Origin of the sequence: Pseudomonas sp. B329 (genome assembly GCF_023127835.1) — a bacterium.
Classification (GTDB): domain Bacteria; phylum Pseudomonadota; class Gammaproteobacteria; order Pseudomonadales; family Pseudomonadaceae; genus Aquipseudomonas; species Aquipseudomonas synxantha_A.
Window position 1 is genome coordinate 20,302 of the sequence record NZ_SPKP01000002.1, and the last position, 13,279, is coordinate 33,580.

At 61.4% G+C, this 13,279-nt stretch carries 10 protein-coding genes; 5 read left to right on the forward strand and 5 right to left on the reverse strand.

Annotated features, from left to right (window positions below; all coding sequences use genetic code 11):
• Window positions 1-5: 5 nt before the first annotated feature.
• The 4 genes from E4P00_RS00360 to E4P00_RS00375 all read left to right on the forward strand — a co-directional run bounded on the left by E4P00_RS00360 (window position 6) and on the right by E4P00_RS00375 (window position 6,372).
• The gene (locus tag E4P00_RS00360) at window positions 6-902 is read left to right on the forward strand and encodes a LysR family transcriptional regulator (RefSeq protein WP_032879529.1); all 897 of its coding nucleotides are present in this window, start codon (window positions 6-8) and stop codon (window positions 900-902) included.
• Between the two features lie 107 nt (window positions 903-1,009).
• On the forward strand, window positions 1,010-2,437 hold the full coding sequence (locus E4P00_RS00365; RefSeq protein WP_032879527.1) for an AbgT family transporter: 1,428 nt from the start codon (window positions 1,010-1,012) through the stop codon (window positions 2,435-2,437).
• Between the two features lie 19 nt (window positions 2,438-2,456).
• Window positions 2,457-4,286 carry a CocE/NonD family hydrolase gene (locus E4P00_RS00370; RefSeq protein WP_248130474.1) on the forward strand — a complete coding sequence of 610 codons (1,830 nt, stop codon included), beginning with the start codon at window positions 2,457-2,459 and terminating at the stop codon, window positions 4,284-4,286.
• Window positions 4,287-4,452: 166 nt separating this feature from the next.
• Window positions 4,453-6,372, forward strand: a complete 1,920-nt coding sequence (locus E4P00_RS00375; protein ID WP_032879524.1) for a methyl-accepting chemotaxis protein — start codon at window positions 4,453-4,455, stop codon at window positions 6,370-6,372.
• A gap of 626 nt (window positions 6,373-6,998) precedes the next feature.
• On the opposite strand, the gene E4P00_RS00380 is transcribed toward E4P00_RS00375, so the two are convergent.
• Genes E4P00_RS00380 through E4P00_RS00395 form a run of 4 tightly spaced genes read right to left on the reverse strand, consistent with a single transcriptional unit; the run spans window position 6,999 to window position 11,097 of the window.
• The gene (locus E4P00_RS00380; RefSeq protein WP_078822285.1) at window positions 6,999-7,367 is read right to left on the reverse strand and encodes a glyoxalase superfamily protein; all 369 of its coding nucleotides are present in this window, start codon (window positions 7,365-7,367) and stop codon (window positions 6,999-7,001) included.
• 29 nt (window positions 7,368-7,396) lie between these two features.
• The gene (locus E4P00_RS00385) at window positions 7,397-8,860 is read right to left on the reverse strand and encodes a D-aminoacylase (protein WP_248130475.1); all 1,464 of its coding nucleotides are present in this window, start codon (window positions 8,858-8,860) and stop codon (window positions 7,397-7,399) included.
• Between the two features lies 1 nt (window position 8,861).
• On the reverse strand, window positions 8,862-9,722 hold the full coding sequence (locus E4P00_RS00390; RefSeq protein WP_216092095.1) for a MurR/RpiR family transcriptional regulator: 861 nt from the start codon (window positions 9,720-9,722) through the stop codon (window positions 8,862-8,864).
• Between the two features lie 25 nt (window positions 9,723-9,747).
• A complete protein-coding gene (locus E4P00_RS00395) occupies window positions 9,748-11,097 on the reverse strand; it encodes a gluconate:H+ symporter (RefSeq protein ID WP_228308955.1) in 1,350 nt (449 codons plus the stop codon).
• A gap of 246 nt (window positions 11,098-11,343) precedes the next feature.
• On the opposite strand from E4P00_RS00395, the gene E4P00_RS00400 reads away from it, so the two are divergent.
• On the forward strand, window positions 11,344-11,724 hold the full coding sequence (locus E4P00_RS00400) for a lysozyme inhibitor LprI family protein (RefSeq protein ID WP_248130476.1): 381 nt from the start codon (window positions 11,344-11,346) through the stop codon (window positions 11,722-11,724).
• 36 nt (window positions 11,725-11,760) lie between these two features.
• Here the strand turns inward: E4P00_RS00400 and E4P00_RS00405 are convergent, their stop codons facing one another.
• Window positions 11,761-13,206 carry a SulP family inorganic anion transporter gene (locus tag E4P00_RS00405; protein WP_032879517.1) on the reverse strand — a complete coding sequence of 482 codons (1,446 nt, stop codon included), beginning with the start codon at window positions 13,204-13,206 and terminating at the stop codon, window positions 11,761-11,763.
• Window positions 13,207-13,279 lie beyond the last annotated feature (73 nt).

Genomic DNA, 13,279 nt, shown 5'->3' on the forward strand with positions numbered 1-13,279 from the left:
ACACGGTGAACCTCAAGCAACTCGAAGCCTTCAAAGCGATCATGGCCACCGGCTCGACCATCGGCGCAGCAACGCGCATGGGCCTGTCGCAATCGGCGGTCAGCCGCCTGCTGAGCCAGTTGGAAGAGCACTTGGGTTTTGCCTTGTTCCTGCGCAAGAAGGGCCGCCTGATGGCGACGCCCGAAGCCGAGGAACTGCTCGCCGAAGTCGCCGGACTGGTGGATGGCATGCAACGAATCCAGCGCCTGGCCGACGAAATGCGCGTGGGCCGCTCACGCAAGAGCCTGCTCAAGGTCGGGGTGCCCACCAGCATGACCCAGGAGCTGTTGCCGCGCATCGTGGCGCAGTTTCTCAAGGAGCATGACGACATTGTCGTGGAACTGCTGACCGGTTCTTACGACACGATCGAGCGTGCGGTGCTGGACCGTTCCGCCGACCTGGGCTTTGTACGCCTGCCCACGGAAATACCTGACTTCGATGTCGAGCCGGTGCTGCAAACCGAAGGCGTCTGCGTGATGCCCGCCGACCATCCGCTGACCCGTCACGCCTGCATCGAAGTGCAGCATCTGCGCGATGTGCCGTTGGTGATGCTCGGCCGGCAACGGGCATTGCGGGCCGAGCTGAACCAGGTGTTTCGTGCCGCCAACCTCACGCCGCAGGTGCGGGTCGAGGTGCACTCGGTCGGGGCTGCGTGCAGCTTCGTTGCCGAGGGGCTGGGGGTGTCGATCGTCAATGGTCTGCTGGCCAGCCACTTCCGGCACTTGCCCATCGTCACCCGCCCGTTTCGCCCGGCGCTGCCCTACGCATTCGGCCTGGCGTTTCGCGCCAACGAGCCCAGGTCGCAGCTGGTGAACGCGTTTGCCAAGCATCTCAAGCAGCGTCTGTCCGCACAAAACGCATAGCCCAACCCAACCCACGCATAACGTTGTCGCCGCGAAAACTTTGCCCTAGTGTCCGCCCCACACGTGTCACCCCTATAACAATAACGGCGCAAGCCGGGGCCACTAGCATGAGCGAATCCCAGAGCATCCCCACCCAAGCAGCGGTGGGAAATACCACGCAACGCAAGCAGATCAATCCCGCCATCATCCTGCTGAGTATCGTCCTGCTCGCAGTGGCGTTTACCTACGCCGTGAACTCGGGCACGTTCCAGCGCCAGAATGGCCTGGTGATCCCGGGCTCTTACCAGGTGCTGGAAAAACACGACTCCCTGAGCCAACTGTTCGCACTGGAACCACGCAAAGCCGGCGACACCGTGGCTCGCCCGGTGTCCCTGGTGGAAGGCTTCATGGCGATTCCCCAGGGCATCGAGAAGCGTGCGGCACTGATTTTCATGGTGCTGTTCATCGGTGGCATGTTCGGCGTGCTGAACAAGGCCGGGGTGATCGACGCCGGGCTGGAGCGCATGCTGGGTCTGACACGGGGCAATATCTATGTGCTGGTGCCGTGCCTGATGCTGGTGTTTTCCGCCGGCAGTACCTTCATGGGGCTGGCCAAGGAATTTATTCTCATCGTGCCGTTGATGGTTGCCATGGCTAATCGGCTGGGGCTGTCGAACCTGATCGGGCTGGCCATCGTCACGATCTCAGTCAAGATCGGCTACCTGGCCTCGATATCCAATCCAGTGGCGCTGTCCGTGGCCCAGCCGATGGTCGGGCTGCCGATCTTCAGTGGCCTGAGCATGCGTGTGCTCGCCTACTGCAGCTTCCTGCTGGTGGGCATTGCCTTCGTGCTGTGGAGTATTCGCAAGCACGGTTACGATGCCACGGCGCAGATCACTTTCGAAAGTACGCCGTTGCCCCTGCGCCATCTGATCAACCTGATCGTACTGCTGACGGGCATCGCTTTCCTGGTCTACGCCTCTAACCGCTGGGGCTGGAAATACCATGAGCTGTCGGCGTTCTACCTGCTGCTGACGCTGGCCTTCAGCGTGATCGCCGGGCTCGGCGCCAGCGTTGCCGCCAGTGCCTTTGTCGATGGAATGAAGAAGGTGCTGATCGCCGGCGTGCTGATCGGTCTGGCTACCGCCGTGGAGATCATCCTCAGTACCGGCCAGGTCCTGGACACCATCGTCAACAGCCTGGCCAACCTGGTGGGCGACCATGGTCCGATCGTGTCGGCCTACGGCATGTTCTTCGCACAACTGGGGCTGGATGTGCTGATCCCATCCACCTCCGGCCAGGCGGCGGTAACCATGCCGATCTTCGGGCCCTTGGGTCAGTTGTCCGGCGTCAGCCCGCAGACCACGGTGTTCGCATTTCTGATGGGCAATGGCCTGACCAACATGATCACCCCCACGTCCAGCGGCCTGCTGGTGCTGTTGGCCACCGCCAATGTCGGTTGGGGCCAATGGGCGCGCTACATCCTGCCGCTGTTCCTGATCTACGCCGTGCTGGCGATGGTGTTGCTGGCCATTGCGGTAACGAGCGGGTACTGAATCGATGAGTGTTCTCCCCATGCATATTCTGCACAACCAAATGATCCGGATGCGTGACGGCATCCACCTGGCCACTGACATCTATGTGCCGGAGGACAGCAATGGGCCGTTTCCGGTGGTGATCGAGCGCACGCCCTACGACAAGAGCAAACCCTCCCGCTCGGAAAAACAGCTCGACGGCCAACACATCTCCCGTGAGCAAATGGCCGCACGGTTTACCGAGCAAGGCTTTGTCGCAATTTTCCAGGACTGCCGTGGACGCTACGCCTCCGAAGGCACATTCACCAAATACACCGCCGAGGGCGAAGACGGTTTCGACACCCTGGCCTGGATCATCCAACAGCCCTGGTGCAACGGCAAGATCGGCAGTATGGGCTTGTCTTATGCTGCCCACACACAACTGGCGATGGCTTGCCTGCACCCGCCGGGCCTGAGCAGCATGGTGCTCGACAGCGGCGGCTTCGCCAACGCCTACCATTGCGGGATTCGCCAGGGCGGCGCCTTCGAACTCAAGCAGGCCACCTGGGCCTTTCGTCAGGCCAAGGAAAGCCCTGCTGCCCTGGCCGACCCGTTGGTTCGTGAAGCGCTGGAACAGGAAGATATTTATCAGTGGTTCACGCGTATGCCATGGCAACCCGGGCAATCGCCCCTGCGCCATGTGCCGGAATACGAAGCCTATGTGTTGGAGCAATGGGCTCAGGGCACCTTCGGTGAGTATTGGCAAAAGTCTGGCCTCTATGCCGAAGGTCACTACGCACAACTGCCCGATATCCCGGTGCTGTTCATGTCCAGTTGGTACGACGCCTACGTCAGTTCGACCCTGGCCAATTACCGCGCCTTCACACTCCAAGGTACGGCCAGCCAACGACTGGTGATGGGCCCGTGGCTGCACGGCGACCGTAATATCAGCCACAGCGGCGATGTGGAATTCGGCCCGCAAGCCACCTTTGACGGCCAGGTCGATCAGGATTGGCTCAGTTGCCGACTGGCCTGGTTCGAGCAATCCCTCAAGCCGTCGCCGCGAACCACAACGGCCAGCGTACAGGTGTTTCTGATGGGGGGCGGCAGCGGTAACCGCGACGAAAACGGGCGCCTGCACCATGGCGGCCGCTGGCTGCACACCACGCAATGGCCGCTGCCCGGCAGCCAAACACTGACCCTCTATCTGAATGCACACAGGCAGTTGAGCCACACGGCACCTGTCGAGGCTGACGCCCACTTGAGTTACCGCGCCGACCCGGCCCACCCGGTCCCGACCATCGGCGGCGCGCTAACCTCCGGTGCCCCCGTGTTTGTCGGCGGAGCCTTCGATCAACGGGAGCGCCTCGATTTTTTCGGCACCCAAGGGGACAACCGTCCCCTGGCCCAGCGCGATGACGTGCTGGTGTTCCAGACCGAGCCGCTCGACGACGACCTGATCGTCGCCGGTGACGTGCAGATCGAGCTGTGGATCGACAGCGATGCACCCGACACCGACTTCACCGCCAAGCTGGTGGACGTGTACCCGCCCAGCGCCGACTACCCCGAGGGCTTTGCGATGAACATCACCGACGGCATCCGTCGCTGCCGTTATCGCGACTCATGGGAACAACCGACGGCCCTGACGCCGGGTGAGCGAGTGCAAGTGCTGATCGAGCCTTTCGCCACCTGCAACCTGTTCAAGCGCGGCCATCGGTTGCGCCTGGACATCGCCAGCAGCAATTTCCCGCGCTTTGACGTCAACCCCAACAGCGGCGAGCCTTCAGGCCAGGCCAGCCACCCTCGGGTTGCCCACAATAATGTGCACCTGAGCCACGCCGCCGCCTCCTGCCTCAGGCTTACCGTGGTGCCCAACACGGCGGAGTCCTGAGCGCATCGGATCGCCATTGCTGCACGGTAATGGCGACCCTTCGTCACCCCGCAAGAAAAGTACTTCAGAATCATCCTTTGCCGCCGATACAGCCCTACACATCTTGGCTGGCTCAAACAACAACACACCGTCCAGCAGACAGACATCACTCTTCAAGGAGCTTTCGATGAACAGCTGGTTCGGTAACATCAGCGTCAATCTCAAACTCGGCCTGGGCTTTGGCCTGGTGCTGGTCCTCACCTCGATTCTGGCGCTCACCGGCTGGACCAGCCTGGGCGGCCTGATCGACCGCAGCAACTGGATGAGCGACATCACCCAGCTCAACGCCTCGCTGACCAAGCTGCGGATCGTACGCCTGCAATACATGCTGGCCAATGGCGACGAAGCCGTGGCGCAGAATGTGCAGACCAGCCTGGATGCCTTCGCAGCTCAACAACAGAAATTGCTGGACAGCTTCAAGAGCCCGGAAAATCTCAAACTGCTCAATGACCAGAAAGCCGTCATCACTGCTTACCGCCAGTCCCTGAACAAAATGCGCGAGGCCTACCGCAATGGCAACGCTGCGCGCGACGTCATGGGCGCCAAAGCCGATGTCGCCAACGCACAAATCAATGCACTGGAAACCAGTGTGCAGCAGGCGCCCGATAGCCCGGAGCGCTTCACGCAATTTCTGGCCGTGACCCAAGCCAAGAATGAGTTCCAGCAAGCTCGCTACGAAGTGCGCGGCTATACCAATAGCCCCAACGCAGAAACCGAAGCCCGCGCTGCTGCGCAACTGGAAAAAGCCGTCGGCGGTTTGAAGGGCCTTAGCGCGGCGTTCGGTACCGGCCAGCAAAACGCATTGTCCGCACTGGAAGCCGCCCTCGGTGCCTATCGCAGCGCCGTGCAGAGCTACAAGGCAGCCAACGCCAACATCGTCACCGCCCGCGCCGAAATGACCACCCAGGGCGCCGATATCGTGACGATCAGCGACAAGCTATACGACATCCAACTGGAACGTCGCGACGCTGAAAGTACCCAGGCCCGCAGCCTGCAATTGATCAGCACCTTGCTGGCATTGCTGGTCGGCGTGATTGCCGCCTGGGTCATCACCCGTCAGATCACCCGCCCGATCCAGGACACCCTGGCGGTGGTGGAGCGCATCGCTTCAGGCGACTTGAGCCACAACATCCAGGTGACCCGTCGTGATGAGCTGGGCGTATTGCAACAAGGTATCCAGCGCATGGGCACGACCCTGCGCGAGTTGATCAGCGGCATCCGCGATGGCGTGACCCAGATCGCCAGCGCCGCTGAGGAGCTATCAGCCGTGACCGAGCAAACCAGCGCCGGTGTGAACAGCCAGAAGATCGAGACCGATCAGGTGGCCACCGCCATGCATGAAATGACCGCTACCGTGCAGGAAGTTGCGCGCAATGCCGAGCAGGCGTCCCAGGCGGCTTCCGACGCCGACGGCCAGGCCCGCGAAGGCGACAAGGTGGTGGCCGAAGCTATCGCCCAGATCGAACGCCTGGCGGCCGAAGTCGCCCGCTCCACCGACGCCATGACGCACCTGCAACAAGAGAGCAACAAGATCGGCAGCGTGATGGACGTGATCAAGGCCGTGGCCGAACAGACCAACCTGCTGGCCCTCAACGCCGCCATTGAAGCCGCGCGTGCCGGTGAAGCCGGCCGTGGCTTTGCCGTGGTCGCCGACGAAGTACGCGGCCTGGCCCAGCGTACACAGAAATCCACCGAGGAAATCGAAGGCCTGGTGGCCGGCTTGCAGAACGGCACCCAACAAGTCGCCAGCGTGATGAACAACAGCCGCAGCCTCACCGACAGCAGCGTCGAACTGACGCGCAAGGCCGGGGTATCCCTGGAAAACATCACCCGTACGGTGTCGAATATCCAGTCGATGAACCAGCAGATTGCCGCGGCCGCCGAGCAGCAAAGCGCCGTGGCGGAAGAGATCAGCCGCAGTATCGTGAATGTGCGGGACGTGTCCGAGCAGACCGCGACTGCCAGTGATGAGACGGCCAAGTCGAGTGTGGAACTGGCTCGATTGGGTAGCCAGTTGCAGCAGATGGTCAGTCATTTCCGGGTGTAGACACCAAAAAGCCGCCTCGATCTAGACCGAGGTGGCTCCACCTCTCAGACCTTAACGGTCATCGAAGCTGTCCCGCAGGAACTTCCATACGTGATACGCACGCAGGCAGTTCACTACGAGGTTCCATGTACGTCGTGCAAACTTAGACATACTCGGCCCTCCGTGAGTTGGGCCTTACCTCCAGCGCACTTACCGGAACATGTGGGCCTTTGGATGCACACCAGTGCTCCTGTGAGGCGGCTGAGTTTATGGTCCTCCCGCGTGAATCCGGCACGGATTACTAGCCCGTGGCGGGCGGTCCAAAATTTGCGCGCGAACCCAGCCAACCTACTTCACGACGAACACAGAACGAGGGCGATACTAGCTCAGCACTCTGCTCCAAGGTGTAACGAACAACGGCCAGCTAGCCTTAAAATCTGTTGCTGTTTTTTGCAAAGTTAAACAACACAAAAGATCAATGCTGCCGTGAAAAACTCTTGTTCGTCTGGTGTTGCATAACGCCCTAAAGCAGCAGTAGTATTGTGACCACGCCAGTGCTCCTGTGAAGCCGCAACCCCAGCCACTAACTGGGTTTGCAAAAAAAACCGCCTTACCAAGGCGGTTTTTTATTGCCTGCCATTTGCCACTTAGCCCTCGCTGTCCTCGACAAACACCAAGCGATTCCCGAACGGATCCCGGATGCTCATTTCCCGCGATCCCCAAGGTGTTTCCTCGACCGCAGGCTTGGCATATCGGTACTCTTTGCCCAGCAACTGCTGCTGATACGCATCGACTCCTTGCGCCTGGATGCGCACGGCCGCCCCCGGCGAAGCATCGCCATGATGCTCGGACAAATGCAGCACGCATTCCCCCAGCGACACCTGAAGGTACAACGGAAAATTCGCCTCGAAGCGATGCTGCCAATCGACCTTGAACCCCAGGAAGTCGACGTAGAACTCCAACGCCTTGACCTCGTCGAAAATCCGCAGAATGGGGACGACTTTTCCTAAGTGCATGGCGCCAGCTCCGTATAAAAGAACACCCACTATAGAGCCGTAAACCCACCACGCAAATCCCCGCTGCGCGCCAGGAAGCGGCCCGCTCGCTCACCGTTCGCCTGCCCCTCGCGATAGCTCAGTACGCCATTGACCCACACACCCTCAATCCCTTCAGCCGCGCGCTGTGGCGTGGTGAAATCCGCCACATCCCGCACCCGCTGAGGGTCGAACAGCACCAGGTCGGCCCAGTAGCCTTCACGGATTTCGCCACGCTCGGACAACCCAAAACGCGCCGCCGATAAACCGGTCATCTTGTGCACCGCCGTGTGCAACGGGAACAGGCCGACATCCCGGCTGAAATGCCCGAGCACCCGTGGGAAGGCACCCCACAAGCGCGGATGGGGAAACGGGTCTTCAGGCAAACCGTCCGACCCCACCATCGACAACGGATGCGCGAGGATGCGCCGAACGTCGGCCTCATCCATGCCGTAATACACCGCCCCCGCCGGCTGCAAGCGACGGGCCGCGTCGAGCAGCGAAACACCCCACTCGGCAGCGATATCCTGCAAATCGCGCCCGCCCATTTGCGGGTGCGGCGTCGACCAGGTGATGGTGATGCGAAATGTGTCGGTGACTTGCTTGAGGTCCAGAGTCGAGGAGCTGGCGGCGTAGGGGTAGCAATCGCAACCCACCGGGTGGTTTTTCGCCTCAGCCTCCAGGGCCGCCAACAACTGCGGACTACGCCCCCAGTTACCGGCACCAGCGCATTTAAGGTGGGAAATAATCACCGGCACCCTGGCATGTCGGCCGATCAGAAACGCCTCATCCATTGCCTCCAGCACCGGCTCGAACTCGCTGCGTAAATGCGTGGTGTACACCGCACCATAGGCCGTCAGTTCCTCAACGAGTTGCAACACTTCATCGGTCTCGGCGTTGAATGCGCTGGCGTAGGCCAGGCCTGTGGATAACCCCAGGGCACCGGCCTCCAGGCTCTCTTGCAACTGCACGCGCATGGCCGCGATTTCATACGGTGTAGCGGTGCGATGCAGGTCATCCATATGGTTGCTGCGCAGCGCGGTGTGGCCGATCAATGCCGCAACGTTCACTGCCGGATGGGCGCCTTGCACTGCGTTGCGATAATCGCTGAACCGCGGATAACAGAACTGCTCACGGCTGCCCAACAAGTTCATTGGGTCTGGCGGGTCACTGCGCAAACTCACCGGCGAAGCGCTGATGCCACAGTTGCCGACAATCACCGTGGTCACGCCCTGGCTGAGCTTGGGCAGCATCTGCGGCTGGCGGATCACCACCGTGTCATCGTGGGTGTGCACATCGATAAAGCCCGGCGCCAATACCCGGCCATGCGCATCGATGACATGCGCGGCCTCGTCGGCGGACAGGTCACCCATCGCCTGGATGCGCCCACCGCGCACGCCCACATCGGCGACAAACCCTTCGGTGTTGCTGCCATCAATGACCAGCGCCTGGCGAATCAGCGTGTCGTATTTCATATCAGTCTCCAAGCGGCAGGCTGTCAGGGCCGCCGCGGTAATCATCCAGGGCCAGCTTGATCCGGCGCAGGCGTTCCTGATTGTCGTCCGGCAAGGCCAGCGCCAGCTCGGTGGCAAGCAGGTCGATGGCCAGTAACATGCCGTAGCGGGCGGCGGTGGGTTTGTAGATAAAGCTGGTCTCCGCCGGTTGCAGCGGCAGCAACACATCCGCCAGTTCGGCCAGGGGTGAGTCCGCGAGGGTGAGGGCAATAATCCGCGCGTCGTAGTTGCGCGCCAGCTTCACCACATCCAGTAATTCGGGCGTACGGCCGGTGAGGGAACAGACAATCAAGGCATGTTGCGGGCCCAGGGTCGCGGCCGTGACGCGCATCATCACCGGGTCATGGCAGGCGGCAATCGGGTAGCCCAGACGCACCAGGCGCACTTGCAGTTCATCACTGCACAGGCTGGAGGGGCCGCCCATGCCGAACGCGTGAATCATCCGCGCCTTGCTCAGCAAAGTGACCGCGTCGGCAAAGCTGTGCTGGTTGAAACCTGACAAATGCTGGCGCAACGTCGCTTCGATATCGCCCAGGATTTGCCGATGAAAGGCCGACTGTTCCGGCAGCCCCGCCGGGTCCAGGAAGCGACTGCCCACGCCACTGGCCTGAGCCAGTTGCAGGCGCAAATCGCGCAAGTCACGGCAGCCGACGCTGCGGGCAAAACGCGACAAGGTCGCGGTGCTGACCTCGGCCCGCTGAGACAACGCCTCCAGGCTGGCCGAGGCGGCAAAGCCCACATCCTCAAGCATCAACTTGGCGATACGCCCTTCGCCGGCGCTGAACGAGGCCTGGCGGGCGCGGATCTGGTAGAGGATGTCCATGGAGGCTCCGGTTAGAAGGTCAGGCTCATAAAACCAGTGACAGGCCGTAGGTCAGACCGAAGGCGACCAGCGAAATCAGGGTCTCCAGTACGGTCCAGGTCTTGAAGGTCTGGATCACCGTCATATTGAAGTATTCCTTGATCAGCCAGAAGCCGCCGTCGTTAACGTGAGAAAAAATCACCGAGCCCGCGCCGGTCGCCAGCACCAGCAATTCGGGGTGTGGATAACCCAGGCCCAAAGCAACGGGCGCGACCACCCCGGATGCAGTGGTCATGGCAACGGTGGCCGAGCCCGTGGCGATGCGCATCAACGCAGCGAACAGCCAGCCCATCACCAGCGGCGACAAGTGGAACGCGTGGGCCAGGCCGAGGATTTCATTGGTCACACCGGCATCCACCAGAATGCGATTCAAGCCACCGCCCGCGCCCACCAGCAAGGTGATACTGGCGGTCGGCGCCAGGCACTCGTTGGTGAACTTGAGAATCGACTCCCGGTTGAAGCCCTGGGCCAGGCCCAGGGTCCAGAAACTCACCAGGGTCGCCACCAGCAGGGCGATCACCGAATTGCCGATAAACAGCAGGAACTGATTGAAACCACTGCCCGGGGTGGAAATCACATTGGCCCAGCCGCCGATCATCATCAGTACCACCGGCAACAGGATGGTGCCCATGGTCAGTGCAAAACTGGGCAGGCGAGTACGCGGTTCGCGCTCGATAAACTGGCGCTCCAGCGGGTTCTCGGCCGGCAGGTGAATATGCGGCACGATGAACTTGGCGTAGACGGGGCCGGCGATGATCGCCGTGGGGATACCGATCAAAATCGCATACAGCACCGTCTGCCCGACCGAGGCGTTGTAGGCCAGCACCGCCATCATCGCCGCCGGATGCGGTGGCACCAGCGCGTGCACCACCGACAAACCGGCGACCATCGGCAGGCCGACCATCAGGATCGACACGCCCACGCGCCGCGCCACGGTAAAGGCAATCGGCACCAGCAGCACAAAGCCGACCTCGAAAAACAGCGGCAGCCCCACCAGGAACGCAATGCACACCATCGCCCAGTGGGCATTGCGTTCACCGAAGCGGTTGATCAGCGTACGCGCCACCTGCTCGGCGCCACCCGACTCGGCCATCATCTTACCGAGCATGGTGCCCAGCGCCACCACCAGGGCGATATGCCCCAGGGTTTTACCGACGCCCGCCTCATACGACCCCATGATCGTGTCCGCCGGCATTCCGGCCATCAGCGCGAGGCCGATGGACACCAGCGTAATGACGATAAACGGGTTGAGTCGGTAACGTGCAATCAGCACGATCAATGCAATGATGGCAATGGCAGCGTATGCCAATAGCCCGAAGCCCGGTAATGCGGCCATGCGGTACTCCTCGGAAAGGGTCACGTCGAATTGGTTGTGAAACTCATAAATCATTACCGAGGAGTATTTTCAATTTTCATGAAAGTAATTTTCGCCCACGGACAAGCGTTGTCGCATGGAGATATGTCCAGCGCCAGCCCATGAAAATACGGGGGATGTTCTTACATGAAGATCAGGAATGCCGGAAACTCAAGCGCCGCCCTTGAGTCATAGAATGCGCATCCACTCATGCTCAGGAAACCGCCCATGATTCGCACCACACTCGTCGCCAGCGCCCTGCTTCTCTGCTTGGGTGGCACAGCGTATGCCTCCGACAATGCCGCGTTGAAAAAATGCATGGACAGCGCCAATACCACGGCAGACATGGTCAATTGCAACGCCAAACAAGCCAAGGTGCAGGACGAGCGCTTGAACCGCGCCTACAAGACCGCCCTCGCCGCCCAGGACGGCGCGCACAAGCAGCAACTGCAAGACGTGCAGCGCCTGTGGATCAAATACCGCGATGCCAACTGCGCCTTCGCCGGCAGCGCCACCGGCGGCACCATTGATCAGGTCAACGGCTCCGGCTGCGTGCTGGACATGACCCAGACCCGCGCCCAGGAGCTTGAAGACCTGGTAGGCCCCTGACTGCTGGAGCCGGTCTATTGTGGCGAGGGAGCTTGCTCAGTCATGGTGAACCCTGGCGCGCTTGAGCAGCTTCTTGCAGCGCTCGGATAAATGCAGCACCCGCAGATGCTTACCGGCCTTGGCATAGCGCTCGCGCAACGTCATCAGCGCAGCGATCGCCGAATAGTCGACAACACTCAGGTGGCGGCAATCCAGCGTCACCTGGGCCGGGTCATTGGCCGGGTCGAATTGGTTCAAGAACGGCGTGGTCGAGGCGAAGAACAAGGTGCCATGCACCCGGTAAAGCTTGCTGCCGTCGGCCTCCAGATGTTCATCGGCGTACAGCTCTCGCGCCTGCTGCCAGGCAAAATTCAACGCGGCGATGACGATACCGCACAGCACCGCGGTGGCCAGATCCGTGAACACGGTGATGATCGTCACCGCCATGATCACCAGCACATCATTGAGCGGCACCTTGTTGATCACCCGCAACGAGGCCCAGGCGAAGGTCTGCTGCGACACTACAAACATCACGCCCACCAGCGCCGCCAGCGGAATACGCTCAATCAGCGGTGACAGAAACAGAATGAACAGCAGGATCATCACACCGGCAAACACCCCTGAGAAACGCCCGCGCCCACCGGAGCTGAGGTTGATCACGGTTTGCCCGATCATCGCGCAACCGCCCATGCCGCCAAACAGGCCCGAGACCATATTCGCTGCGCCCAGCGCCACGCTTTCGCGGTCGGGGTAGCCTCGGGTTTCGGTGATTTCGTCGGTGAGGTTGAGGGTCAGCAGGGTTTCCAGCAGGCCGACCATCGCCATCAGGAACGCGTAGGGCGCGATGATGCCGAGAGTGTCGAAGGTCCAGGGGATTTGCGGCAGGGCGAAGGTCGGCAAGCCACCGGCGATATGCGCCATATCGCCCAGCGTACGGGTCGGCAGACCAAGCAGGTACACCGCCAGACCAACGCCAAGGATCGCCACCAACGCGGGCGGCACAGCGCGGGTCAGGCGTGGCAGCAGGTAGACAATCGCCATGGTCACCACGACCAGGCCCGCCATCACATATAAAGGCGTGCCGCTTAGCCAGCGTTCGCCGCTCTTGAAATGTTCCAGTTGCGCCAGCGCAATGATGATCGCCAGGCCGTTGACGAAGCCGAGCATCACCGAGTGCGGCACCATGCGCACCAGCTTGCCCAGGCGCAGCAAGCCGAAGGCGATCATGATCAACCCGCCCAATAGCACTGTCGCAAGCAGATACTCCACCCCGTGTTGCACCACCAGCGCGACGATCACCACCGCCATCGAGCCGGCCGCGCCCGAGACCATGCCCGGGCGGCCGCCGAACAAGGCGGTGAGAGTGCAGATGATAAAGGCGCCGTAGAGCCCCATCAGCGGGTTGAGGTGGGCCACCAGGGCAAAGGCGATGCATTCGGGCAGCAGCGCAAAAGACGTGGTGAGGCCGGCCAGGGCGTCGGCGCGCAGACGGGTGAGGTTCATGGAGTACCGGGGAATTGCGAGGGATGAGGCGAGGAATGGTACGGAATTGCGGCGAGTGGGGCTAGCCTCCAGA